This is a genomic window from Streptomyces sp. NPDC002138 (assembly GCF_040296485.1).
Classification (GTDB): domain Bacteria; phylum Actinomycetota; class Actinomycetes; order Streptomycetales; family Streptomycetaceae; genus Streptomyces.
The window spans coordinates 17,521-40,584 of sequence record NZ_JBEOXE010000067.1 but is presented as its reverse complement, the minus strand read 5'-3'; the positions used below and the strand labels follow the sequence as shown (position 1 = coordinate 40,584).

Annotated in this window: 19 protein-coding genes; 10 read left to right on the top strand and 9 right to left on the bottom strand. The window is 73.1% G+C overall.

What is annotated here, in order from left to right; genetic code table 11:
• Nucleotides 1-607: 607 nt before the first annotated feature.
• Both ABT084_RS31250 and ABT084_RS31245 read left to right on the top strand, forming a co-directional pair.
• Complete coding sequence (locus ABT084_RS31250; RefSeq protein ID WP_351051080.1) at nt 608-1,321, top strand: DUF4232 domain-containing protein; 714 nt, start codon at nt 608-610, stop codon at nt 1,319-1,321.
• Nucleotides 1,318-1,920, top strand: coding sequence for an AAA family ATPase (locus tag ABT084_RS31245; protein ID WP_351051085.1), 603 nt, complete (start codon nt 1,318-1,320; stop codon nt 1,918-1,920). Before ABT084_RS31250 ends, ABT084_RS31245 begins: the two co-directional genes overlap by 4 nt.
• A 29-nt stretch (nt 1,921-1,949) precedes the next feature.
• On the opposite strand, the gene ABT084_RS31240 is transcribed toward ABT084_RS31245, so the two are convergent.
• The 3 genes from ABT084_RS31240 to ABT084_RS31230 form a co-directional block, all read right to left on the bottom strand.
• Complete coding sequence (locus ABT084_RS31240) at nt 1,950-4,409, bottom strand: ABC transporter permease (RefSeq protein WP_351051078.1); 2,460 nt, start codon at nt 4,407-4,409, stop codon at nt 1,950-1,952.
• On the bottom strand, nt 4,409-5,353 hold the full coding sequence (locus ABT084_RS31235; RefSeq protein WP_351051076.1) for an ABC transporter ATP-binding protein: 945 nt from the start codon (nt 5,351-5,353) through the stop codon (nt 4,409-4,411). The genes ABT084_RS31240 and ABT084_RS31235 overlap by 1 nt, the downstream gene beginning before the upstream one ends.
• 129 nt (nt 5,354-5,482) lie before the next feature.
• Nucleotides 5,483-6,610: a SpoIIE family protein phosphatase gene (locus ABT084_RS31230; RefSeq protein WP_351051073.1), complete on the bottom strand. Its 1,128-nt coding sequence runs from the start codon at nt 6,608-6,610 to the stop codon at nt 5,483-5,485.
• 131 nt (nt 6,611-6,741) lie between these two features.
• Here ABT084_RS31230 and ABT084_RS31225 point away from each other — a divergent pair, with 131 nt between their 5' ends.
• Nucleotides 6,742-7,977, top strand: coding sequence for a GNAT family N-acetyltransferase (locus tag ABT084_RS31225; protein ID WP_351051072.1), 1,236 nt, complete (start codon nt 6,742-6,744; stop codon nt 7,975-7,977).
• An 85-nt stretch (nt 7,978-8,062) separates the two neighbouring features.
• Here the strand turns inward: ABT084_RS31225 and ABT084_RS31220 are convergent, their stop codons facing one another.
• Both ABT084_RS31220 and ABT084_RS31215 read right to left on the bottom strand, forming a co-directional pair.
• On the bottom strand, nt 8,063-8,878 hold the full coding sequence (locus ABT084_RS31220; RefSeq protein ID WP_351051069.1) for an Fpg/Nei family DNA glycosylase: 816 nt from the start codon (nt 8,876-8,878) through the stop codon (nt 8,063-8,065).
• Between the two features lie 140 nt (nt 8,879-9,018).
• On the bottom strand, nt 9,019-9,504 hold the full coding sequence (locus tag ABT084_RS31215) for a ribose-5-phosphate isomerase (protein ID WP_351051066.1): 486 nt from the start codon (nt 9,502-9,504) through the stop codon (nt 9,019-9,021).
• A gap of 241 nt (nt 9,505-9,745) precedes the next feature.
• Between ABT084_RS31215 and ABT084_RS31210 the strand changes: the two genes are divergently transcribed.
• A complete protein-coding gene (locus ABT084_RS31210; protein WP_351051063.1) occupies nt 9,746-11,242 on the top strand; it encodes an amino acid permease in 1,497 nt (498 codons plus the stop codon).
• Nucleotides 11,243-11,357: 115 nt separating this feature from the next.
• Here ABT084_RS31210 and ABT084_RS31205 read toward each other — a convergent pair whose 3' ends face one another.
• On the bottom strand, nt 11,358-11,948 hold the full coding sequence (locus ABT084_RS31205; RefSeq protein WP_351051061.1) for a biotin transporter BioY: 591 nt from the start codon (nt 11,946-11,948) through the stop codon (nt 11,358-11,360).
• 240 nt (nt 11,949-12,188) lie between these two features.
• On the opposite strand from ABT084_RS31205, the gene ABT084_RS31200 reads away from it, so the two are divergent.
• The 3 genes from ABT084_RS31200 to ABT084_RS31190 all read left to right on the top strand — a co-directional run bounded on the left by ABT084_RS31200 (nt 12,189) and on the right by ABT084_RS31190 (nt 15,982).
• The gene (locus ABT084_RS31200) at nt 12,189-13,580 is read left to right on the top strand and encodes an amino acid permease (RefSeq protein WP_351051058.1); all 1,392 of its coding nucleotides are present in this window, start codon (nt 12,189-12,191) and stop codon (nt 13,578-13,580) included.
• Between the two features lie 114 nt (nt 13,581-13,694).
• Nucleotides 13,695-15,149 (top strand): amino acid permease, encoded by a 1,455-nt coding sequence (locus ABT084_RS31195; RefSeq protein WP_502969235.1) that lies wholly within the window; start codon nt 13,695-13,697, stop codon nt 15,147-15,149.
• Between the two features lie 176 nt (nt 15,150-15,325).
• Nucleotides 15,326-15,982, top strand: a complete 657-nt coding sequence (locus ABT084_RS31190) for a superoxide dismutase (protein ID WP_351051055.1) — start codon at nt 15,326-15,328, stop codon at nt 15,980-15,982.
• A 120-nt stretch (nt 15,983-16,102) separates the two neighbouring features.
• Here the strand turns inward: ABT084_RS31190 and ABT084_RS31185 are convergent, their stop codons facing one another.
• Nucleotides 16,103-16,750: a mycothiol-dependent nitroreductase Rv2466c family protein gene (locus ABT084_RS31185; protein ID WP_351051053.1), complete on the bottom strand. Its 648-nt coding sequence runs from the start codon at nt 16,748-16,750 to the stop codon at nt 16,103-16,105.
• A gap of 141 nt (nt 16,751-16,891) precedes the next feature.
• Between ABT084_RS31185 and pepN the strand changes: the two genes are divergently transcribed.
• Both pepN and ABT084_RS31175 read left to right on the top strand, forming a co-directional pair.
• Entirely contained in the window at nt 16,892-19,444 is a 2,553-nt protein-coding gene (gene pepN, locus ABT084_RS31180) for an aminopeptidase N (protein WP_351051050.1), read from the top strand.
• A 423-nt stretch (nt 19,445-19,867) separates the two neighbouring features.
• Nucleotides 19,868-20,827 (top strand): putative endonuclease domain-containing protein, encoded by a 960-nt coding sequence (locus tag ABT084_RS31175; protein WP_351051048.1) that lies wholly within the window; start codon nt 19,868-19,870, stop codon nt 20,825-20,827.
• Here the strand turns inward: ABT084_RS31175 and ABT084_RS31170 are convergent.
• Together ABT084_RS31170 and ABT084_RS31165 are read right to left on the bottom strand one after the other, a co-directional pair.
• On the bottom strand, nt 20,803-21,753 hold the full coding sequence (locus ABT084_RS31170; RefSeq protein ID WP_351051046.1) for a pyridoxamine 5'-phosphate oxidase family protein: 951 nt from the start codon (nt 21,751-21,753) through the stop codon (nt 20,803-20,805). The two genes, ABT084_RS31175 and ABT084_RS31170, sit on opposite strands and share 25 nt — an antisense overlap.
• A gap of 14 nt (nt 21,754-21,767) precedes the next feature.
• Nucleotides 21,768-22,235 (bottom strand): VOC family protein, encoded by a 468-nt coding sequence (locus ABT084_RS31165; protein ID WP_351051043.1) that lies wholly within the window; start codon nt 22,233-22,235, stop codon nt 21,768-21,770.
• Nucleotides 22,236-22,365: 130 nt separating this feature from the next.
• Here ABT084_RS31165 and ABT084_RS31160 point away from each other — a divergent pair, with 130 nt between their 5' ends.
• Nucleotides 22,366-22,932: a CGNR zinc finger domain-containing protein gene (locus ABT084_RS31160; protein WP_351051042.1), complete on the top strand. Its 567-nt coding sequence runs from the start codon at nt 22,366-22,368 to the stop codon at nt 22,930-22,932.
• Nucleotides 22,933-23,064 lie beyond the last annotated feature (132 nt).

Sequence of the window (23,064 nt, the reverse complement as noted above, 5' to 3'; positions counted from 1 at the left end):
TGGTTTTTTCTGTGTTTTGTGTTCTGTCGTGTGCTCTTCCGCCCCGGGGGGGGGGGGGGGGGGGGGGGGGCCCCGGCGGTGGCTGGTGTTGCCTCCGGCGGCGCCTCAAACGCCGGCGAGGCTGGATTCACCGGCGAAGCCGGAGGCGCAAGCGGGGCCGGCCGGGCCGGAGGCGGGGGCCGCCACGGGGCTGGAAGGGGTAGACACCGGCGCTGGCTGATGGTGCCTCCGGCCGCGCCTCAAACGCCGGCGAGGCTGGATTCACCGACGAAGCCGGAGGCGCAAGCGGGGCCGGCCGGGCCGAAGGAAAGGGCCGCCACGGGGCTGGATGGGGTAGCACCGGCGGTGGCTGGTGTTGCCTCCGGCGGCGCCTCAAACGCCGGCGAGGCTGGATTCACCGGCGAAGCCGGATGCGCGAGCGGGGCCGGATTTGCCGACGAAGCCGGAGGCGCAAGCGGGGCTGGCCGGGCCGGATGCGGGGGGCCGCCGCGGGGCCTCGGCGGAGGACGGCTGGGTGCCGTTCCGGCAGCGCCCCGGCGCCGGGCTGGGGAGTGGTCCGGGGGTGGGTCGGCGGCCGGGGTGGGGAGGGGCGTCGTAGGGTCGCGGGATGACGGGGAACGTGGGGCGGGGCATGGCGGGGTGGCAGTGGTGGGGACGGGGGGTGGTGCTGGCGGTCGGGATCGTGGGGGTACTGGGGGGCGGGCTGGTCGGGTGTGACACGCCTCCGCCGCCCGCGGCGGCGCCCGGGCCGACCGGGCGGCCGGTGCTGGAGGTGCCCCGGCCCGGCGGTACGCCCACGGGCCCGGGCCCGGAGGGGGCGACGCGGCGGCCGGACCGTGGTCCGACGGATGTCCCGCCGCCGGAGGCCGACCCCGGCGGGGCGTGCCCCGAGGGCGGGGTGCGGATCACCGAGGAGCCGGGTGACGCGGCGATGGGGCTGCGGGCCGGCGGCCTGCGGCTGGTCAACTGCTCCGCCGAGCCCTACCGGTTGGACGGCTACCCGGAGCTCCGGGTGCTCGACGCGCAGGCACGGCCCGTGCAGGTGGCGGTGGTGCACGGCGCGGACGGGATCACCACGGGCGTTCCGAACGTGGACCGGCCCCCGCAGCCCGTGACCCTGATGCCCGGGGATCCGGCGGTCTTCCCGCTGCTGTGGCGGAACACGGTCACGGACGGGCCCGCGGTGGAGGGCTGGTACGTCGAGGTGGTGCCGCGGCCGGGGGCCGCCCCCGTCCGGCTGCGGCTCGTGGAGTCCCTCGACCTCGGGACCACCGGGAAGCTCGCCATCGGCCCGTGGCAGACCCCGCGGACCGCGCCGTGATCATCTGGCTCAACGGCCCCTTCGGCGGCGGGAAGACGCAGACCGCGCACGAGCTGCTGCGGCGGCTGCCCGGCAGCGTGCTGTGCGATCCCGAGCACATCGGCTTCGGGCTGCACCGCACGCTGCCGCCCGCGCTGCGCGGGGACTTCCAGGACCTCCCCGCCTGGCGCCGGGGCGTCTTCGAGGTGCTGGACCTGGCCGCCACGCACCACCCGGGGGTGGTGCTGGTCCCGATGACCGTCACCGATCCGCGCTACTTCGCCGAGACGGTCGGCCGGCTGCGCGAACGCGGCCACGAGCTGCGGCACTTCGCCCTGCTAGCCGAGCGCGCGACCGTGCTCCGGCGGCTGCGCGAGCGCGGCCTGGGCCGCGGGCTGAAGCGCGAGAGCTTCGCCGTCTCGCGCCTCGACGGCGCCCTGGAGGCCCTGCGCGCACCGGAGTTCGCGGAGCACCTGTGGACGGACCGGCTGCCGGTGTCCGGGGTCGCCGACCGGATCGCGGCGAGCGCGGGCCTGACCCTGACCCCGGACACGGACGGTCCGCTGCGCGGACGGCTCCGGCGCGCGCTGGTCGGCGTACGGCACATCCGTTTCGACTAGCCCGACGCCACGCCCTACGACGCCACGCCCTACGGCCGCGCCGTGAAGCGGCTCAGAGCGTGCCGGGCCGGGAGGGCCGTGGCCGTCAGGGTGAGGGCGAGCGCGCCGGCCGCGAAGGAGCCGTAGACCAGCGGCGGGACGTACGGGCTCTCGCCGGTGAGCGCCTTCGCCATCGGGATCAGGGTGGCGGCGGCGATGGCGGAGCCGAGGACCAGGCCCGCTCCGCCGACCAGGAGGGCTTCCCAGCGGATCATGCGGAGCACCTGGCGGCGGGTGGAGCCGACCAGGCGCAGCAGGGTCAGTTCGCGACGCCGGTCCAGGACGGTCATGGCGAGGGTGTTCGCGGCGGCGAGGGCGGCGAATCCGCCGAGGACGGTCGCCATGACGTTGTTCGCCCAGGCGTTGAGCTTCCGGTCCAGGCCCTGGGCGGTGGCCCAGCCGCTCTTGTCGGTGACCGTGCCCCCGAGTCCGGCGAGGCCGGGCGAGGCGCCGCGGACGAGCAGTTCGGTGGCGGCGGGCGCCGTGCGGTGTCCGGCGAGGTCGGCGGCCGGGAGGGTGACCTCCCCGAAGCCGAGGCCCCGGGTGTAGACGGCGACGATCTCGGGGGTGACCCGGACTCCGTCGGGCAGCCGCAGTTCCATCCGGCCGCCCAGGCGCGCCCCGGTGGCTTCGGCGAGGCCCTGGTCGACGGCGATGGTGCCCGGCCGCAGCGCGGCGAGGGAGCCCGCGCGGACGCCGAGGTCCTGGACGGGGGTGAGGTCGGCGCCGGTGACCTGCGCCGGGGCGCTGCGCAGTTCGGCTCCGGCACCGGAGCCGGAGCCGGTGGGCACGAGGACGGAGGTGTGGCCGAGGGCGACGGCCGCGGTGACCCCGGGCAGGGCGGCGGCGCGGGCCGCCGCGTCGGAGGGGAGGCCGCCGGATCCGGCCGGGGCGATGACGACGTGGTCGGCGAGCAGACCCGCGGCCTGCTGGTGGCCGGTGGCCCGGTCCGCGGTGGTCTGCAGGAAGACCAGGGTGGAGGAGAAGGCGACGGCCAGCACGATGGGGGTGAGGGCGGAGGCCAGCCTGCGGGCGTGGGTACGGGAGTTGGCGGCGGCGAGCGCGCCCGCCGGGCCGGCGGCGCGCAGCGGGGCGCCGAGGACGGTGGCGCAGGCGCGGGCGATCAGCGGTCCGAGCAGGGCCACGGCGAGCATGAAGAGCATGACGACGCCGGGTCCGGCGGTGGCCGCGGCCGTCACGGAGCCGCCGGCGGCGAGGCCCGCGCAGGTGAATCCGCCCGCCAGGGCGAGGACGCCGAGCGGGGTGCGGATCCACCCCGGGCGCAGCCGTTCCACCGCGGCTTCGGCGAGGGCGGCGCCGGGGCGGATCTTCGCCGGGCGGCGGGCGGCGGACCAGCCCGCGAAGAGGGCGGTGGCGAGCCCGATGGCGACGGCGGAGACGAGCGGGATCCAGGAGACGGAGAGGGAGACGGGGTCCGGGACGGCGCCCTTCTCCTTGAGCGCGCCGAACCACCAGTTCGCCAGCGCGATGCCGGGTACGCAGCCCAGCGCGCCCGCGGCGGGGGCGACGAGCAGGGCCTCGGTGGCGACGGAGCGGCGGATCTGGCGCGGGGTGGCTCCGATGGCGCGCAGCAGGGCGTATTCGCGGGAGCGCTGGCCGACGGAGAGGGCGACGGATCCGGTGGCGGTGAAGACGGCGACCATGCCCGCGATGCCGCCGAAGGAGCCGCCGAGCCCGATCAGGACCTCCTTGGCCCGGGCGATGCCCGGGTCCTGGACGCGGGCGTCCCCGGTGAGGACGCGGGCCCGGTCGCCGACGGCGGCGCGGGCCCGGTCGGCCAGGGCGGCCCGGGCCGCGGCGTCCGCGCCGGGCGCCGGCAGCAGGGCGATGGCGTCGAGGGCCCGGGGGTGGCCCGAGAGGGCGCGGGCCTGGTCGTCGGAGAACCAGGCGCCGGGGGCGTCCGTACGTCCGGACACCCGGAATTCCCGCTTCCCGGCCGGGGTGTCGAGGGTGACCCGCTCGGGGCCGCCGGTGGCGCCGCCGAGGACGACCTCGCCGGCGCCGGGCGCACGGCCCGCGGCGAGCCGGGTGCCGGTGAAGGCCGAGGAGCCCCAGCCGTACGCCGTGACCTGGCCGGCGTCGGAGCGTACGGGGAACGCCACGTCGGGCACGGCCCGCCCCAGCGGGGCGAGCTTCGCCAGCAGTTCGGCGTCCACCCGGGCCAGGTCCGGGACCGGGACGGAGATCTCCTCGGCGTCTTCCCCGCGCCCGGCGGTCATGCGGATCCGCTGGTCGGCGGCGATGACGACGGGGGCGTCGGCGTACCGGGTGGGCGGGGCGGATGCGCGCAGGCCGGTCTCCAGCAGGATGCCGCAGGCGGAGACGATGGCGACGGTCATGAGCAGGGCGAGGAAGGTGCCCGCGAAGGCGGCGGGGCGGAAGCGCACCGCCGCCCGCGCGAGGCCGTTGGGCCGGGACGGGCGGAACATCAGGCGGCCGCTCCCGCGTACGCCGTGGCGGCGGGGACGGTCGGGCGGGCGGTGAGCGCGGCCATCCGGGCCGCGATGGCCCGGGGGGAGCTGCGCGGCAGCCGGTCGGCGATCAGGCCGTCGGCGAGGAAGAGCACCTGGTCGGCGTGGGCGGCGGCGGCCGGGTCGTGGGTGACCATGACCACGGTCGCGCCGAGGCTGTCCACCGCGCCCCGGAGCAGGCCGAGGACCTCGGTCGCGGTGGTGGTGTCCAGGGCGCCGGTGGGCTCGTCGGCGAAGACCACGTCGGGGCGGGTGACCAGGGCGCGGGCGATGGCGACGCGCTGCTGCTGGCCGCCGGAGAGTTCGCCGGGGCGGCGGTGGCCCTTGCCTTCGAGGCCGACCTGGGCGAGGAGGGCCGCGGCGCGGGCGGCGCCGCCCGCGCCCGCCCGGCCGCCGGCGAGGCGCAGCGGGAGCAGGACGTTCTGCTCGACGGTGAGCGAGGGCAGCAGGTTGAAGGCCTGGAAGATGAAGCCGAGTCGGCTGCGGCGCAGTTCGGTGAGCTGGTTCTCGTTCATGCCGGTGATCTCGGTGCCGCCGAGGCGGACGGAGCCGGAGCTGGGGTGGTCCAGTCCGGCGGCGCACTGCAGGAAGGTGGACTTGCCGGAGCCGGAGGGGCCCATCACGGCGGTGAAGCTGCCGCGCGGCAGGCTGAGGTCGATGCCGCGCAGGGCGTGGACGGTGGCCGCGCCCCGTCCGTAGGAGCGGCGTACGTCGCTCAGCTCGACGGCGGCGGTGGGCGCGGCGGCGCCGTGTCCCGGGCCGTGTCCCGGGCCGTGTCCCGGGCCGAGCCCGGAGCCGGGGCCGGTCGCGGTCCACGCGTCGCTCCCGCCGTGCCCGCCCTGCCCGCCCTGCCGGAGCTGCCGGAGCTGCTCCCGCTGCTGCTTGCCGCGCCCGAACCCCATGGTGTGCCGCCTTCCGCGTCGCCGTTCCTGCTCGTGACCTTGACGCTACGGAGGGGCCAGGGGCCCGGGCCATGGTGGAAACGGGCCGGTCAGGGGTGGGGTAAACCCCACCCGCGGTGTTCGGGACGGTCAGAGGGAGCGGCGGATCAGCAGCAGCGCGCGGTCGTCGTTGACGTCCTTGGCGACCTTCTCGATCAGGTGCCAGGTCGCGCCCTCCCAGCCGGAGGCGACGTAGCGGTCGGCCTCGCCGGTGAGCCGGTCGATGCCCTCGCTGATGTCGCGGTCGGCGGTCTCGACGAGCCCGTCGGTGAAGAGCATCAGGACGTCGCCGCGGCGGAGGTTGCCGTGCGCGGGCTCGAATTCGGCTCCGTCGTAGACGCCGAGGAGCGGTCCGTCGCCGCTCTTCTCCTGCCAGCGGCCGGTGCCCGCGGAGAGCTGGAGGGCGGGCAGGTGCCCGGCCGAGAGGAGGTCGTAGTCCCCGGTCTCCAGGTCGAGGACGAGGTGGATGGAGGTGGCGAAGCCCTCGTCCCAGTCCTGGCGCAGCAGGTAGCCGTTGGCGGCGGGCAGGAAGTCCCGCGGGGGCAGGGAGCCGAGCAGGCCGCCGAAGGCGCCGGAGAGGAGCAGGGCGCGCGAGCCCGCGTCCATGCCCTTGCCGGAGACGTCGGTGAGGACGACTTCGAGGGTGCGGCCGCCGTTGGTCCGGGCGGCCACCACGAAGTCGCCGGAGAAGGACTGGCCGCCCGCGGGGCGCAGGGCCATCTCGCGGTGCCAGCCGCGCGGCAGGGCGGGGAGCTTGCTCTGCACGCGGATGCGTTCGCGCAGGTCGAAGAGCATGGTGCCGCCGCGTCTCCAGGGCACGCCGACGCGGTTGCGGAACTGGGCGATGACCAGGCCGAAGAATCCGCAGGCGGCGACGACGAGGATGGTGCCGGGGGTGACCCGCGCGGGTCCCTGGGTATAGGGACCGAGGACCAGGGCCTCGACGATCAGCGCGGTCGCGGAGGCGGCGTAGAGGGCGAGCAGGCTGGCGGGGCGCAGCAGCAGGCCGCCCGCCACGATGGGCAGGACGAGCGCCGACGGCGAGAACCAGACGGGCAGCAGGAGCGTGCCCCAGGTGATGGCCGGGACGGTCAGGATCAGGCCGCCGAAGGCCAGCCAGTCGGAGGCGTCGCCGCGGAAGTAGTCGACGGCGGATTTGCGCAGGGCGGTGCGGACCCGGTGCGACGTCTTCCGCAGCCGTGCCGTGAGGGTCTCCATCCGTGCTCCGCCCATTGTCCGGGACCCTATCCATCCTGGCTGTGGGCGCGCAGGGGTACCCCCCGACCGCATGATGATTTCGGGATCAAATCCGGTCGACCGGCATGGATCACCCTGGTAGGCATGGCCTCATGGCTCATGACATACGGGTACTGCGGCCCGAAGAGTGGGATGTCTGGTACGACCTGCTGGAGCTGGCGTTCGGCGGTGCGCCCCAGGTCGCGGAGGCGCGCGCGCTCGAACGGTTTCTGACGGAGACCGAGCGTTCGCTGGGGGTGTGGGACGGGGAGAGCTGGGTCGGGGCGGCGAGTGCCTACAGCTTCCGGGTCTCGGTGCCCGGCGGGGCGCTGGTGCCCGCGGCGGGCGTGACCTTGGTGGGCGTGGCGCCGACGCACCGGCGCCGGGGCGTGCTCACCGCCCTCATGCGCCGGCAACTGGACGACATCCGGTCGGGTGGCGAGCCGGTCGCCGTGCTGACGGCCTCGGATCCCGCGATCTACGGGCGGTTCGGCTACGGCACCGCGACGTACGAGATGACCGTGGACGTCGACACGACGCGGGTCCGGCTCCGGCCACCGCCGGGGACGGAGAGCGTCCGGATCCGCCTGGTGGATCCGGAGCGGGCGCTGGCCGCCTGCGAGGCCGTGTACGCGGAGCTGGTGCCCTCGCGGCCCGGGATGACGGCGCGGCAGCCGGGCTGGGAGCGGCTTGCGCTGCTGGATCCGGAGTCGCGGCGCGCGGGCCGGTCGCCGCTGAAGTGCGTGCTGGCGGAGCGGGAGGCGGACGGGAAGGTGGTGGGGTACGCCCGCTACCGGGTGCGGCCGGAGTGGGAGCCGAGCGGTTCGGCCGGCGCGGTGGAGGTCCAGGACCTCGACGCGCTGGAGCCGGCGGCGTACGCGGCGCTGTGGGAGTACGTCTTCGGGATCGACCTGACCTGGTCGGTACGGGCGACCAGGCGACCGGTGGACGATCCGCTGCTGCACCTGGTCAGTGACGTGCGCCGGGCGCGGGCGCGCACCCGGGACTCGATGCACGTGCGCCTGGTGGAGCTCGGGGCGGCCCTGGAGGCCCGGACGTACGGGGCTCCGGTCGATGTGGTGTTCGAGGTGGAGGACGCCTTCTGTCCCTGGAACGCCGGGCGCTGGCGGCTGACCGGTGACACCGAGGGGGCGTCCTGCGTGCGGACCGGGGATCCGGCGGAGCTGGCCCTGTCGGTGGGCGAGCTGGGCTCTGCCTACCTGGGCGGGGTCACCCTGGCGTCACTCGCGGGCGCGGGCCGGATCACGGAGCTGCGCCCGGGCGCCCTGCGGGAGGCCAACCGGGCCTTCGCCTCGGACCTGGCGCCCTGGCTGCCGCACGGGTTCTAGTGCCGCGTCAGGCAACGTTTACCCGTCAAGGACCGGGCGTCGCGACGGGGCGAACATTGCCTGACGCGGCACTGGCGGCCGGGCCTCAGCGGGGCTGACAGCCCGGGCACCAGAAGAGGTTGCGGGCGGCGAGGTCCGCGGTGCGGATCTCGCCGCCGCACAGCAGGCAGGGCAGGTGCGCGCGGCGGTAGACGTAGACCTCGCCGCCGTGGTCGTCCACGCGCGGCGGGCGGCCCATGGCCTCGGGGGTGTGTTCCGGGCGGACGGTGTCGATGCGGCCCAGCCGGACCCCCTCGCGCATCAGCGCGGCGAGGTCGAGCCACATCGCGTCCCACTCGGCGCGCGTGACGTCCCGGCCGAGCCGGTAGGGGTCGATGCCGTGCCGGAAGAGGACCTCGGCGCGGTAGACGTTGCCGATGCCCGCCACGATCTTCTGGTCCATGAGGAGCGCCGCGATCGTGGTGCGGGAGCGGGAGATCCGCGCCCAGGCCCGGTCGGGGTCGTCGGCCGGGCGCAGCGGGTCGGGGCCGAGGCGCTCGTGTATCGCCCGCTTCTCGGCGCCGGTGATCAGCGCGCAGGTGGTGGGTCCGCGCAGGTCGGCGTACTGCTCCCGGCCGACGAGGCGCAGGCGCACGGTGTCCGTGGCGGGCGGGGCGGGGACGGGGCCGAAGCCGTACTTTCCGAAGAGGCCGAGGTGGATGTGGATCCAGTCCCCGGCGGGGCCGTCGAAGCCGAGGAAGAGGTGCTTGCCGTGGGCCTCGGCGGTGTCGAGTTCCCGGCCGTCCAGCAGGGCCGCGCTCTCGGCGAAGCGGCCCTGGGGGCTGCTGACGCGCAGGGGCCGGCCGGCGAAGCGCTCGGCGTGGTCCTGGGCGAGGCGGTGGATCGTATGCCCCTCGGGCACGGCGCTGCTCCTGGTGCGTTCGGGTCCGGTGGGTCCAAGGCCGGTGGGTCCGGGTCCGGGTCCGGCGGGTCCGGACGCGACGGTGCCGCCGGGGGGTCCCGGCGGCACGGTCGTACGGCGTCGCGTGCGGGGCGGGGGTGTCAGCCCTGCGGGTGGTGGGCCGGGATCGGCGGCAGTTCGCCGGTGGTCTCGTAGGCGGAGAGCATCTCGATCCGGCGGGTGTGGCGCGCCTCGTCGGAGTACGGGGTCGCCAGGAAGATCTCGACGAACTTCGTCGACTCCTCGACGCTGTGCATGCGCCCGCCGATGGAGATGACGTTGGCGTTGTTGTGCTCGCGGCCGAGGGCGGCGGTCTGCTCGCTCCAGGCCAGCGCGGCGCGGACGCCCTTGACCTTGTTGGCGGCGATGGCCTCGCCGTTGCCGGAGCCGCCGATCACGATGCCGAGGCCGTCCGGGTCCGCGGCGGTCTTCTCCGCGGCGCGCAGGCAGAACGGCGGGTAGTCGTCCTGGGCGTCGTAGATGTGGGGACCGCAGTCGACGACTTCGTGGCCCTGGGCCGTGAGCCACTCGACGAGGTGGTTCTTGAGTTCGTAGCCGGCATGGTCGGAGCCGAGGTAGACGCGCATGGGCACGAGTGTGACACGGGGGTCCCGGACGGCACGCAAGGGGTGCCGGTTCGATGTCGCGTAAGTCACTTCTAAAGCTCAAGTAAACCCAAAGGACGCAGTTGGGACGGGGTGAAACGGGTCGGGACCTTGGTCCGGTCCCTTCGTCCTCCGGACACGATCCGGATTCAGGTCTTCCGTCCTGCGTTCATCCCGGGTTTGAATGCCGGGGCTCGCAACCCGAGAACCTAAGGATTCGTCCATGAGCAGCACGACGACCCTTCAGAAGTCAGGCGGCCCCACCGGTGAACCCGGTGGCGCCCAGCCCTCCGACGGTCTGAAGGCCGGTCTCAAGAACCGCCACCTGTCCATGATCGCCATTGGCGGCGTCATCGGCGCCGGCCTGTTCGTCGGCTCCGGCGGCGGCATCGCCAAGGCCGGTCCCGCCATCCTGATCTCCTACGCGCTGGTCGGCGCGATGGTGGTCTTCGTGATGCGGATGCTCGGTGAGATGGCCGCGGCCAGCCCGAACTCCGGCTCCTTCTCCGCTTACGCCGACCGCGCGCTCGGCCGCTGGGCCGGTTTCTCCATCGGCTGGCTGTACTGGTTCTTCTGGGTCGTCGTCCTGGCCGTGGAGGCCACGGCCGGCGCGAGCATCCTCGAAAGCTGGGTCCCGGCCGTCCCGCAGTGGGCCTGGGCGCTGATCGTGATGGTCGTGCTGACCGTCACCAACCTCGGCTCCGTCGCCTCGTACGGCGAGTTCGAGTTCTGGTTCGCGGGCATCAAGGTCGTCGCCATCGGCGGCTTCGTGATCGTCGGCATGCTGGCCGTCTTCGGCGTGCTGCCGGGCTCGGACAACCCGGGCGCGGGCTTCGCGCACCTGACCGACACCGGCGGGTTCATGCCCAACGGCGTCGGGTCGGTCCTGACCGGTGTCCTGATGGTCGTCTTCTCCTTCATGGGCAGCGAGATCGTCACCCTCGCCGCCGGTGAGTCCGAGGACCCGCGCCGCGCGGTCACCAAGGCCACCAACTCGGTGATCTGGCGGATCGGCATCTTCTACCTCGGCTCGATCTTCATCGTGCTGACCCTGCTGCCGTGGAACGACAAGTCGATCACCGAGAAGGGCTCGTACGTCGCCGCCCTCGACTCGATCGGCATCGCCCACGCGGGCCAGATCATGAACGTGATCGTCCTGACGGCCGTGCTGTCCTGCCTGAACTCGGGCCTGTACACCGCTTCCCGCATGGCGTTCTCGCTGGGCGAGCGCGGTGACGCCCCCAAGGTCTTCGCGAAGGTCTCCAAGAACGGCGTCCCGGTCGCCGCGATCCTGGGCTCGGTGGTCTTCGGCTTCATCGCCGTCTACTTCAACTACGCCTTCAAGGACACCGTCTTCAACTTCCTCCTCAACTCCTCCGGCGCCATCGCGCTCTTCGTCTGGCTGGCGATCTGCTTCACCCAGCTGCGGATGCGCGCGATCCTGCTCCGCGAGGCGCCGGAGAAGCTGACGGTGAAGATGTGGTTCTTCCCGTACCTGACCTGGCTGACCGCCGCGATGATCAGCTTCGTCCTCGTCTACATGCTCTTCGACGACGACAACCGCGAGGTGGTCCTGCTCTCGCTGCTGGTCGCGGGCGTGGTCCTGGCCATCGGCACGGCGCTCGACGTCGTCCGCCGCAGGGACGCGCGCAAGAACGCGCTCACCGGCGCGGGCGAGGGTGAGGGCGACACCGTCCTCGAGGACGCCGCGAGCGTCTGACCGTACCGACACGCACGACCGGCACGCACGACCGATACGCACGGCGGCCCCGGACCACCCAGTGGTCCGGGGCCGCCGTGCGTCGCGTGCGGGTCAGCCGTGCCTCGCGCGGCGGTCAGCCGCGGCCGGCCAGCTTCCAGGCCGCCGGGAGCAGCCCCATCGCGAGGGCCGCCTTGAGCGCGTCACCGATCAGGAACGGGGTCAGGCCGGCGGCGACGGCCGCGCCGAGGGACATCCCGGTGGACAGGGCCAGGTACGGCACGCCCACCGCGTAGATCACCGCGGAGCCCGCCACCATCGTCAGGGCGGTGCGGGGCACCGAGCGGTCGGCGCCGCGGCGCGCGAGGGCTCCGACGACGGTCGCGGCGAGCAGCATGCCCAGCACGTAGCCGAAGGAGGCGCCGCCCGCCCCCGAGGTGCCGTTCGCGAACCAGGGCATCCCGGCCATGCCGACCAGGGCGTAGAGCGCGAGCGAGAGGAAGCCGCGGCGGGCGCCGAAGGCGGTGCCGACGAGCAGCGCCGCGAAGGTCTGCCCGGTGACCGGGACGGGCGAGCCGGGGACCGGTACGGCGATCTGCGCGGCGAGGCCGGTCAGCGCGGCTCCGCCGACGACGAGCGCGAGGTCGCGCACCCGGCTCGCGGGGAGCAGGTCGGCGAGGACGGCACCGGGCCGGAAGGCGGCGGTCGTGACGGAAGCGGTGCTCATCGGGACTCCGGAGGGGTCGGGTACTGCGGGAACGGCGGGACAAGGTGACGTTAGCCCCGGGACCCCGGGCCGTCCGGCGTCGCGCGGGGACAAAGCCGTGATCCCCCGCTTGGTGGGGAATCCACAAAGATCGGACTCCGGAACACCCCTCCACGGGGTGAAGTGACCTGGATCACCAAGGAATTTGGCCAGAAGTCAGCCGTTTTGCCTCGCCCCGCCCGGCTCGGGGACACTGTGGGGATGTCACAAGCACCCCTGCCGGATCTCGCTCAGGAGCCGGAACCTCTCGGCCACGGGCTCAAGCAGCGCCACCTGACCATGCTGGGCCTCGGCGGCGTGATCGGCGCCGGGCTCTTCGTCGGTTCGGGCGCGGGCATCACCATCGCGGGTCCCGCGATCGTCGTCTCGTACCTGCTCGCGGGCGCCCTCGCGATGCTGGTCATGCGGATGCTCGGCGAGATGTCGGCCGCCATGCCCGCCTCGGGTTCGTTCTCGGTGCACGCCGAGCGGGCGCTGGGCCGCTGGGCCGGCTTCTCCGTGGGCTGGCTGTACTGGTTCCTGCTGGTCGTGGTCCTGGCGGTGGAGGCGACCGCCGCGGCGAAGATCGCGAACGGCTGGGTGCCGGGGATCGCGCAGTGGGCCTGGGTGCTGATCTTCATGGTGGTCTTCACCGTGACCAACCTGGCGGCCGTGCGGAACTTCGGCGAGTTCGAGTTCTGGTTCGCCGCGCTCAAGGTCGGCGCGATCGTGCTGTTCCTGGTGCTGTCGACCCTGGCGGTCTTCGGCGTGCTGCCGGACACCGATCCGGTGGGCCTGGCCAATCTGACCGGCCAGGGCGGCTTCGCGCCCAACGGCTTCAGCGGGGTGGTCGCGGGCATGCTCGCCGTCGTCTTCGCCTTCGGCGGCCTGGAGGTCGTCACCATCGCCGCGGCCGAGTCCGACGACCCGGCCCGCTCGGTGGCGCGCGCGGTGCGCAGCGCGGTGTGGCGCATCCTCTTCTTCTACGTGGGCTCGATGCTGGTCATCGTGACCCTGCTGCCGTGGAGGTCGATGAAGGCGGGCGAGAGCCCGTACGTGGCCGTCCTCGACTCGATCGGCATCCCCGGGGCCGGGCAGATCATGAACATCGTGGTGTTCGTGGCGCTGCTGTCGGCGCTGAACGCCAACCTGTACGGCTCCTCCCGCATGGTGTTCTCGCTGGCCGAGCGCGGCGAGGCGCCGAAGTCGCTGCTCGCGGTGTCCGGTGGCGGGGTGCCGCGCCGCGCGGTGTTCGCGTCGGTGGCCTTCGGCTTCGTCTCGGTGCTGCTGAACCTGCTGTGGCCCGACACGGTCTTCCTCTACATGCTCAACGCGGTCGGCGCGGTGCTGCTGTTCGTGTGGGCGCTGATCGCCGTCTCGCAGCTGCGGCTGCGGCCCCGGATCGAGCGCGAGATGCCCGAGAAGCTGACGCTGCGGATGTGGTGCTTCCCGTACCTGACCTGGGTGGCGCTGGCCGGGATGGCGGCGGTGCTGGTGCTGATGCTCTTCGACGACTCGGCGCGCCCGCAGTTGCTGTGGTCGGGCGGTGCGGCGGTCGTGGTGCTGCTGGTGGCGTGGGTCCGGGAGCTGCGGTCCGCCCCTGCGGGCGGATGATCACTTCGCGTGAAGAAGTCGTCCGCATACTGGACGGGGAACGTCCGATAAACGGACGGTAGGCAAACTGGCACACCTCACCCCGTCCACCCGCACACCGGACAGGCACACCCCATGAGCCAGCACACCGCCACACCTTCCGAGCAGCAGGAGCAGCAGGAGCAGCAGCGGCCGCGCCGGCGGCAGGACCAGGAGCCCGCGGGCGACACCGGGTCCTCCCCCCTCGGCAACGGCCTCAAGCAGCGCCACCTCTCGATGATCGCCCTCGGCGGAGTCATCGGAGCCGGTCTCTTCGTGGGCTCCGGCGCGGGCATCGCCGCCGCCGGACCCTCGATCGTGCTCGCCTACGCGGTGTCCGGCCTGCTCGTGATGTTCGTGATGCGGATGCTCGGCGAGATGTCCGCGGCCAACCCCGCCTCCGGCTCCTTCTCGGTGCACGCCGAGCGCGCGATCGGCCCGTGGGCCGGTTTCACCGCGGGCTGGATGTTCTGGATCCTGCTGTGCGTCGGGGTGGCCATCGAGGCCATCGGCGCGGCGCACATCGTGACGGGCTGGCTGCCGGGCACCCCCTCGTGGATGTGGGTGCTGATCTTCATGGCGGTGTTCTGCGGCTCCAACCTGGGCGCCGTGGCGAATTTCGGCGAGTTCGAGTTCTGGTTCTCCGCGCTCAAGATCGGCGCCATCGCGCTGTTCCTGGGCCTTGGCGTGCTGGCCGTCCTCGGCGTGCTGCCCGGCACCTCCTCCCCCGGCGCGGCGAACCTGCTGCACGACGGCGGCTTCCTGCCCAACGGCGTGGACGGGCTGCTCGTCGGCCTGCTGGCCTCGGTCGTCGCCTACGGCGGCCTGGAGACGGTGACCATCGCCGCCGCCGAGTCCGAGGACCCGGTCCGGGGCGTCGCCAAGGCGGTCAGGACCACCATGTGGCGGATCGCGATCGTCTACGTCGGCTCGATGCTGGTCATCGTCACCCTGCTGCCGTGGAACGACCCGGCCGTCAGCGAGCAGGGGCCGTACGCCGCCACGCTGAACCACCTGGGCATCCCCGGCGCGGGCCAGATCATGAACGTGGTCATCCTGATCGCGCTGCTGTCCGCGATGAACGCCAACATCTACGGCTCCTCGCGCATGGCCTACTCCCTGGTCGCGCGCGGCCAGGGCCCCAAGGCGCTGGGCAAGCTGACCCGACGGGTGCCGCGCCGCGCGGTCCTCGCCTCCTCCGGCTTCGGCTTCGTCACCGTGCTGCTGTCCTACTGGTACCCGGAGACCCTGTTCGCCTGGCTGCTGAACATGGTCGGCGGAGTGATCCTCGTGGTCTGGGGCTTCATCGCCGTCTCCCAGTTCGCGCTGCGCCGCCGGATGGAGCGCGAGGAACCGCGGAAGCTCGTCGTCCGGATGTGGGGCTTCCCGTACCTGACCTGGGTGGCCCTGGCCGGGGTGGCCGGGGTCCTGGTGCTGATGGCCATGGACGGGGACACCCGCGTCCAGGTGCTCTTCACCGGCGGCCTGGCGGTCGCCCTCGCGGTCACCGGGTACGTCCGCCAGCGTGCGGCGGCGCGCGCGGCGGGGTGACGCACCCTCACACACCGCCCGGAGGCCGGGTCCCCGTACACACGGGGGCCCGGCCTCCGGCGCGTCCCGGTCCCGGACACGGCGAGGCGACCCTTGGCCGGCCACGGAAATAGATGCTGCTAGCGTGCAGTTGCGCAAGTGTTGCAATAAGAACGCTGAGGGGACCGGATACCCGCATGGCCATCTACACGCTTCCCGAGCTGCCCTACGACTACGCGGCGCTCGAGCCGGTGATCAACCCGCAGATCATCGAGCTGCACCACGACAAGCACCACGCCGCGTACGTCGCGGGCGCCAACACCACGCTGGAGCAGCTGGCGGAGGCGCGCGACAAGGAGAACTGGGGCGCGCTGAACGGGCTGGAGAAGAACCTCGCGTTCCACCTCTCCGGCCACATCCTGCACAGCATCTACTGGCACAACATGGCGAACCCGAAGACGGACGAGGGCGGCGGCGTCCCGGACGAGAAGGACGGCCTGGGCGAGCTCGCGGACGCCATCACCGAGTCCTTCGGTTCGTTCGAGAAGTTCCGCAAGCAGCTGACCTTCGCGGCCTCGGCCACGCAGGGCTCCGGCTGGGGCGTGCTCGCGTACGAGCCCGTCAGCGGCCGTCTGATCGTCGAGCAGGTCTACGACCACCAGGGCAACGTGGGCCAGGGCTCGGTGCCGATCCTGGTCTTCGACGCCTGGGAGCACGCCTTCTACCTGCAGTACAAGAACCAGAAGGTGGACTTCATCGAGGCAATGTGGAAGGTCGTCAACTGGCAGGACGTGGCCGCGCGCCACGCCGACGCCAAGGCCAACACGCCGCTGCTGATCCCCGCCAAGGGCTGATCGGCCACTGAGCCGCCCGCCTCGTGATCGTCTTCTCAGCCTTCACCTGCGGGCGTTCCACCGGAGGGCCCCCACGAGGACGTGACTCGCGGGGGCCCTCCGGCTCGTTGCGCGAACTCCTTATGCGAAGTTCGGGCCGACCGTACGGGTCCGCTTGATCTCGAAGAAGCCGGGCGTGGAGGCCACCAGCAGGGTGCCGTCCCACAGCCGGGCCGCGGCCTCGCCGCGCGGGGCCGGGGTGACGACCGGGCCGAAGAAGGCCACGTCCTCGCCGTCGGCGCCGGGCACCGAGATGACCGGGGTGCCGACCTCCTGGCCGACCCGGTCTATGCCGTTGTTGTGCGAGGCGCGCAGGATCTCGTCGAACTCGTCGGAGTCGGCGTACTCGATCAGCTCGGCGGGGAGGCCGACGTCGGCGAGGGCGGCGGCGATGGTCTCGCGGCCCGCGCCCTCGGCCTGGTTGTGGAAGCGGGTGCCCAGCGCCGTGTACAGCTTGCCGGTGACCTCGCTGCCGTGCTTCTGCTGCGCCGCGACGACGACGCGGACCGGCTCCAGGCCCTTGGGGCCGAGCAGGTCGCGGTAGCGCTCGGGCAGCTCCTCGAGCTTGTTCTCGTTCAGCACCGCGAGGCTCATGACGTGCCAGCGCACCTCGATGTCGCGGACCTTCTCGACCTCCAGCATCCAGCGGGAGGTCATCCAGGCCCAGGGGCACAGCGGGTCGAACCAGAAATCGACCGGGGTCTTCTCGGGCACCTGGGTGTCGGGCATGACTCTCCTCGCGGCAACGGGACTCGGGACACATGGGGGCGCACCGGGGGCGCGCACACGGTCGCCAACCGCCCGGTGGCCCCCCGCATTCCCCGTGGGAGGATTCGAACCGAAAACGTGAACACGCACGAAGGAGTGCCGGTGTCCGGTGAAAACCTGTCCCGCGACGAGGCCCGCGAGCGGGCCGAGCTGCTGTCCGTCCAGGGGTACGAGGTGGTCCTCGACCTGCGGTCCGCCGTGGACGAGAACGAACCGGACGAGGGGCCACGGACCTTCCGCTCGGTGACGACGATCCGCTTCCGCTCCGCCGTCCCGGGCGCCGCCACCTTCGCGGACCTGATCGCCCCCTCGGTGAACGCGGTCACGCTCAACGGCGCCGCGCTCGACCCGGCCGCCGTGTTCGACGGCTCGCGGATCGCGCTGGCGGACCTGGCCGCCGAGAACATCCTGGTCGTGGACGCGAACTGCGCGTACAGCCGGACCGGCGAGGGCATGCACCGCTTCGTCGACCCGGAGGACGGCGAGGTCTACCTCTACACCCAGTACGAGCCGGCCGACGCCCGGCGGGTGTACGCGAACTTCGAACAGCCCGACCTGAAGGCCCCGTACCGCTTCGAGGTGACGGCGCCCGAGGGCTGGCAGGTGTGGAGCAACGGCGTCGAGGAGTCCCGCGAGGGAGACACCCGCCGCTTCGCGGAGACCGCGCCGATCTCGACGTACATCACCTGCGTGGTCGCGGGCCCCTACCACTACGTCACGGACACCTACACCCGCGGCGACCTGACGATCCCGCTCGGCGCGATGTGCCGCAAGGGACTGGCCAAGCACTTCGACGCGGACGACGTCTTCCTCGTCACCAAGCAGGGTTTCGACTTCTTCCACGAGCACTTCGACTACCCGTACCCGTTCGGCAAGTACGACCAGGCCTTCGTGCCGGAGTACAACCTGGGCGCCATGGAGAACCCGGGGATGGTGACCTTCCGCGAGGAGTACATCTTCCGCGGCAAGGTCACCAAGGCCTCCTACGAGCGGCGCGCGAACGTCATCCTGCACGAGATGGCGCACATGTGGTTCGGCGACCTGGTCACCATGAAGTGGTGGGACGACCTGTGGCTGAAGGAGTCCTTCGCGGACTTCATGGGCACCTTCTCGATGGTCGAGGCGACCCGCTTCGACAACGGCTGGGTCACCTTCGCCAACAACCGCAAGGCCTGGGCCTACCGCGCCGACCAGCTGCCCTCCACGCACCCCATCACGGCCGACATCCGTGACCTGGAGGACGCGAAGCTCAACTTCGACGGCATCACCTACGCCAAGGGCGCGGCGGTGCTCAAGCAGCTCGTCGCCTACGTCGGGCGGGATGCGTTCCTGGAGGGCGCACGCCGCTACTTCAAGGCGAACGCGTACGGGAACACCACGCTCGACGACCTGCTCTCGGTCCTGGCCGAGGTCTCCGGCCGGGACATGGCCGAGTGGTCGCGGGCCTGGCTCCAGACGGCCGGCGTGAACGCGCTGACCCCGCTGGTGACCTACGACGCGGCCGGGCGGATCACCGAGCTCGCCGTGCTCCAGGAGGGCGACGAGCTGCGGCCGCACCGGGTGGCGGTCGGCCTGTACCGGCTGGAGGCCGGCGCACTGGTCCGCTACGCGCGCACCGAGGCCGATGTCGCGGGCGCGCGCACGGTCGTCCCGGAGCTGGCGGGGGGCGAGCGGCCCGATCTGGTCCTGGTCAACGACGACGACCTCACGTACTGCAAGATCCGCTTCGACGAGGGGTCGCTGGCCACGCTGCGCACGCACCTCGGTGAGCTGAAGGACCCGCTGGCGCGGGCGATGTGCTGGTCGGCGCTGTGGAACCTGACGCGCGACGCGCTGATGCCCGCGCGGGACTTCCTCGCGCTGGTGGTGGCCCACGCGGGCCGCGAGACGGACGTCGGCGTGCTCCAGATGCTGCACGCGCAGGCGCAGAGCGCGGTCACGCACTACGGCGCCCCGGAGTGGCGCGAGGAGGGCGGCCGGGTACTGGCGGCCTGCGCGCTGCGGGAGCTGCGGCTGGCCGAGCCGGGGTCCGAGCACCAGCTGACCTGGGCCCGCTTCTTCGCGGCGGGCGCGACCACCGAGGGCGACTTCCAGCTGCTGATGGGGCTGCTGGACGGGTCCGCCCGGATCGACGGCCTGGAGGTGGACCAGGAGCTGCGCTGGGACTTCCTGCTGCCGCTGAGCGCGCACGGCGCGGTGGACGAGGGCGTCCTGGCCGCCGAACTGGCCCGGGACGACACGGCGTCGGGCAGGCGGCACTCGGTGCGGTGCCTGGCGGCGCGGCCGTCGGAGGCCGTCAAGGCGCAGGCGTGGGCCGTGGTCGTGGAGTCGGACGCGCTGTCGAACGCGCTGGTGGAGGCGACGATCTCGGGGATGCAGCAGTCTTCGCAGCGGGAGTTGCTCGCGCCGTACGTTTCGCGGTACTTCGAGGCGATCGAGCGGGTGTGGAGCGAGCGGTCGATCCAGATCGGGATGGACGTGGTGCGGGGGCTGTTCCCCTCGCTGCAGGACTCCGACGCGACGCTGGCGGCCGCCGACGCGTGGCTGTCCGCTCGCGCGGACGCGGCGCCGGCGCTGCGGCGGCTGGTCCTGGAGTCCCGCGACGACCTGGCCCGAGCCCTCCGAGGCCAATCCTGCGACGCCACCTCCTCCTGACCCGGCCAGCACGCCTCAAACCCCGGCGAGGCTGAACCCGCTGCGTCGCAGCGGCACATCCAGCCTCGCCGGCGTTTGAGGCGCCACCGGAGGCAACACCCGCCCCGCGCCCCCCTCAAGACGCCCTCAAACGCCGGGCGGGCTGGAATCGTGCCCGGGGCCGCCGCGCAGCGGCACATCCAGCCTCGCCGGCGTTTGAGGCGCCACCGGAGGCAACACCCGCCCCGGGCTCCGCTCAGGACGCCCTCGGACACCGGGTCGGCTGGAGTTGGCCGGACCGGCTCAAGACGCGGGCGCCGAGCTCCGCTGGGCGGGGGCTCTATCGACAGTCGAACGCTCGTACTTTAGCCCGGGCTTGTCCCGGTTTGTCGACAGGCGTGTAACAGCGGTTAGCGCGGGCCCAGGATGCGGAATCCCCGGCTCATGAACCACAACACGCCCCTCCCCCTCCGCCACCTCACCGGCACCCGCCCCCGCGTCCTGACCCTCGCCCAGCTCCGCGAGCACGGCGTCACCGCCTCCGACGCCGCCGGCAAGCCCTGGCAGCAGATCCTGCCCGGGGTGTTCCTGCTCCACTCGGGGCCCGCGACCAGCGAGGAGCGACTGCACGCGGCGCTGCTGTACGCGGCCCGCCGCGGCGGCGAGGCCATGATCACGGGCCTGGCCGCGCTGGCCCTGTACCGGTTCACCTCCGCACCCACCCTCCTCGCACTGCCCCAGATCGACGTCCTGGTCCCCGGCACCCGCAGGCTCCGCTCCACCGGCTGCGTCCGCGTGGTCCGCGCGCACACCCCGCCCCGCTCCCAGGAGGTCACCGGGCTCCCGGTGGCGCCGGTGGCCCGCGCGGTGGCCGACGCCGTCGCGCAGCTCTCGGACGCCCAGACCGTACGGCGCCTGCTGAGTGAGGCCGTGCGCGCCGGCCACTGCGAACCGGCCGCGCTGGTGCGGGAGCTGACGGTGGCCCGGCTGCTGAACCGCCCGCACGTCGTGGACGCCGTGGAGTCGCTGCTGGCCGAGGGCCGGGCCATCGCCGAGGACCGGCTGTACGACCTCGTGCGCCTGCACGGCCTGCCCGAGCCGGTGTGGAACGTGGACCTGAGGGTCCCCGGCGGCCCGCACCTGGGCGGGGTCGACGCCTACTGGCCCGACCAGGCGGTCGCGGTGGAGCTGGACACCCGGGCCCCGCGCCAGGGCGAGGACGAGCAGTGGTCGGAGTGCGCGCGCAAGCGGGACGCCCTGGAGCGGCTCGGGGTGACCGTCCTGCACATCACCCCGCGCAAGCTGCGGGACTACGCCGAGCAGCAGGCGGCGGTCGTCCGGACCGCCCTGACGGCGTCCGGCGACCGCGAGCCCGCCGCCTACCTCGTCGTGCTCCCCCGGTGATCCCCGCCCGGCGCGGCGGCGACCGGAGGGTTGGCCGGGGAGTACTCCGGCCCGCTCCACCGCAGCCGGCCCGGGTGACGGCTCTCGATGACCGCCTCCACGGTGAACCGGACGGTCCGGCTCCCGTCGGCCGCGTACTCGGTCTGGGCCCGCCCGCTGAGCTGGAGGAGCGCGCCGCTCTCCCAGTGCGGGAAGAGCAGCCCGGCCCGCGGGTCGGTGGCGAGGTTGCCCAGGGTCAGGAACATCGCGTTGCCCGGATAGTCCGGCCAGGACAGCTCGTACGGCGAGCGCACCTCGACGAAACCCGGGAAGCCGCCCCGGTGACTGGCCTCGACCCCGCCGTCGGCGGTGGTGGCGATGAAGAAGGTGTCGGCGGCCCGGACGTACCCCTCCTGCCCGGGGGTGAGCGATCCCCCGCGCCGCACGACACCGGCGCCCTCCGGCTCCAGCGCCAGCGGCTGCCGCTTCTGGAGGTACTTGGGGCAGTTGGAGAACACCTGCTCGGCCTCGACGCTGAACCGGCCCGCCGCGCCCGACGCGCCCGCCGCGCTCCCCCCACCCCCTCCCGCGTCCACGACCCCGTTCAGCCGCATCCGGCGCCGCGTCCGCGGGTCCAGCGCGATGGTGCCCACGGCGGTCCCCGGGGCCGCGAGCACCCCGGCGAGCGGATCCCCCTCGGGCACCCCGCCGCTCACCGTGATCCGGTGGGCCCCGGTGGCCCGTACGAAGCCGGGCGGCCCGGTGAGCTGCGAGGCCCACAGCCGGCCCCCCTCGTCGGCCGCGCCGACCACCAGGAAGGGCTGCTGGGCCAGGAACGCGGCCGCGATGTCGCGGATGCCGCTGCCGACGGAGCGCCCGACATGCTCGGCGGCCTCCCGGACGCCGACGCGCCGCTGCACGGCCAGAGAACCTCGGCGGTACGTCACCTCGCCACCTCCCTCTAGAAGAAACCGCAGGTCGGAGCACCAGTGGTGGGCGCCGGAGCGCCCTCCGCACCGGTCGGGACGGAGATCTCCAGCCGGGTGCCGTCGGGGTCGTGGAAGAAGATCCCGCCGGAGGCCCCGCCCTCCCGGTGGGCGACGACCCCTTCGTAGGCGAACTCGACGCCGAGCGCGCGCAGCCGCTCCTCGTACGCCCGTACGTCCTCGATCGTCCCCGCCGACAGGGCCAGGTGGTGCAGCCCGGCGGCGGCCGGGGCGAAGGGGCCCGTCGCCTGCTCCCACAGCGTGAGGACGAGGGCGCCGTCCTGGCCGAGGAAGGCGTAGCGGCGGTCCGCTTCCTTGCCCTCGCCGAGCGGTTCGAAGCCGAGCACGTCCCGGTAGAAGCCGAGCGAGCGGCCCAGATCGGTGACGTTGAGGCCGATGTGGCCGGTGCTGAGCGTGCCGAGCGTGCTGCTGACCGTCGTCATGTGCTGACCCTTTCCAGTGGCTAACCTTCTAAATCAAAGTTAAAGGTTAGAGATCGAGGAGTCAACCGGTCACGTACTCTTGAGGGGTTAGCTCGTGAGCCCGGCATTCGAAAGTCCCCCTGGAGCAGGCATGACGACGACGGACCCGCGGCCGCTGACCGGGGAACCGATCGCCCTGGACCTGCTGAACACCCGCTGGATGCAGGACGGGGTGCTCACCGACCTCTTCGCCGGGGCCGGGGCGGCCGGACTGACCCGGGTGGAGGGCGTGGCCGTCTGGCTGCGGTCCGTCGGGCTCGACGACCGGTTCCGGGCGGACGCGCCGACCCTGATCCACCTGCTGACCGCGCGCGAGGCACTGGCCCGCGCCCTCTCCGACCCGGCCGACGAGGGGGCGCGCGCCCTGGTCGACGCGGTGCTCGAACACGGGCGGATCCGGGCGACACTGACCGCCGAGGGTCCCGGCGAGCGGGCCGAATTCGCCGACCCGGCCTGGGGGCCGGCCTGGACGGCCGCCCGCGGCTACCTCGACCTGCTGGCCTCCGGGCCCGACCGGATCCGTACCTGCGCCTCGGAGACCTGCGTGCTGCGCTTCTTCGACGTCTCGCGCAACGGCACCCGGCGCTGGTGCTCGATGACCGCCTGCGGCAACCGGGCGAAGGCTTCTCGTCATTACGCGCGCACGCGCGAGCGCTAGAAGCGCGAAAACTGTCACACCCGCGGCGCGGCGACATGGCCGCAGTGCGCTGACATCCAGTCAGCGAGTCTACAAATCGCCTCTTCGGCACCCTCCATTCACCCCCTCTTGCCCGGCTATGCACTCGATGGC

What these genes read in the sequence shown, in the direction of transcription:
- ABT084_RS31250 (WP_351051080.1), top strand. Translation starts at nt 608, where the DNA reads ATGACGGGGAACGTGGGGCGGGGCATGGCGGGGTGGCAGTGGTGGGGA.
- ABT084_RS31240 (WP_351051078.1), bottom strand. Translation starts at nt 4,409, where the DNA reads ATGTTCCGCCCGTCCCGGCCCAACGGCCTCGCGCGGGCGGCGGTGCGC.
- ABT084_RS31235 (WP_351051076.1), bottom strand. Translation starts at nt 5,353, where the DNA reads ATGGGGTTCGGGCGCGGCAAGCAGCAGCGGGAGCAGCTCCGGCAGCTC.
- ABT084_RS31230 (WP_351051073.1), bottom strand. Translation starts at nt 6,610, where the DNA reads ATGGAGACCCTCACGGCACGGCTGCGGAAGACGTCGCACCGGGTCCGC.
- ABT084_RS31225 (WP_351051072.1), top strand. Translation starts at nt 6,742, where the DNA reads ATGGCTCATGACATACGGGTACTGCGGCCCGAAGAGTGGGATGTCTGG.
- ABT084_RS31215 (WP_351051066.1), bottom strand. Translation starts at nt 9,504, where the DNA reads ATGCGCGTCTACCTCGGCTCCGACCATGCCGGCTACGAACTCAAGAAC.
- ABT084_RS31210 (WP_351051063.1), top strand. Translation starts at nt 9,746, where the DNA reads ATGAGCAGCACGACGACCCTTCAGAAGTCAGGCGGCCCCACCGGTGAA.
- ABT084_RS31205 (WP_351051061.1), bottom strand. Translation starts at nt 11,948, where the DNA reads ATGAGCACCGCTTCCGTCACGACCGCCGCCTTCCGGCCCGGTGCCGTC.
- ABT084_RS31200 (WP_351051058.1), top strand. Translation starts at nt 12,189, where the DNA reads ATGTCACAAGCACCCCTGCCGGATCTCGCTCAGGAGCCGGAACCTCTC.
- ABT084_RS31195 (WP_502969235.1), top strand. Translation starts at nt 13,695, where the DNA reads ATGAGCCAGCACACCGCCACACCTTCCGAGCAGCAGGAGCAGCAGGAG.
- ABT084_RS31190 (WP_351051055.1), top strand. Translation starts at nt 15,326, where the DNA reads ATGGCCATCTACACGCTTCCCGAGCTGCCCTACGACTACGCGGCGCTC.
- ABT084_RS31185 (WP_351051053.1), bottom strand. Translation starts at nt 16,750, where the DNA reads ATGCCCGACACCCAGGTGCCCGAGAAGACCCCGGTCGATTTCTGGTTC.
- ABT084_RS31175 (WP_351051048.1), top strand. Translation starts at nt 19,868, where the DNA reads ATGAACCACAACACGCCCCTCCCCCTCCGCCACCTCACCGGCACCCGC.
- ABT084_RS31165 (WP_351051043.1), bottom strand. Translation starts at nt 22,235, where the DNA reads ATGACGACGGTCAGCAGCACGCTCGGCACGCTCAGCACCGGCCACATC.
- ABT084_RS31160 (WP_351051042.1), top strand. Translation starts at nt 22,366, where the DNA reads ATGACGACGACGGACCCGCGGCCGCTGACCGGGGAACCGATCGCCCTG.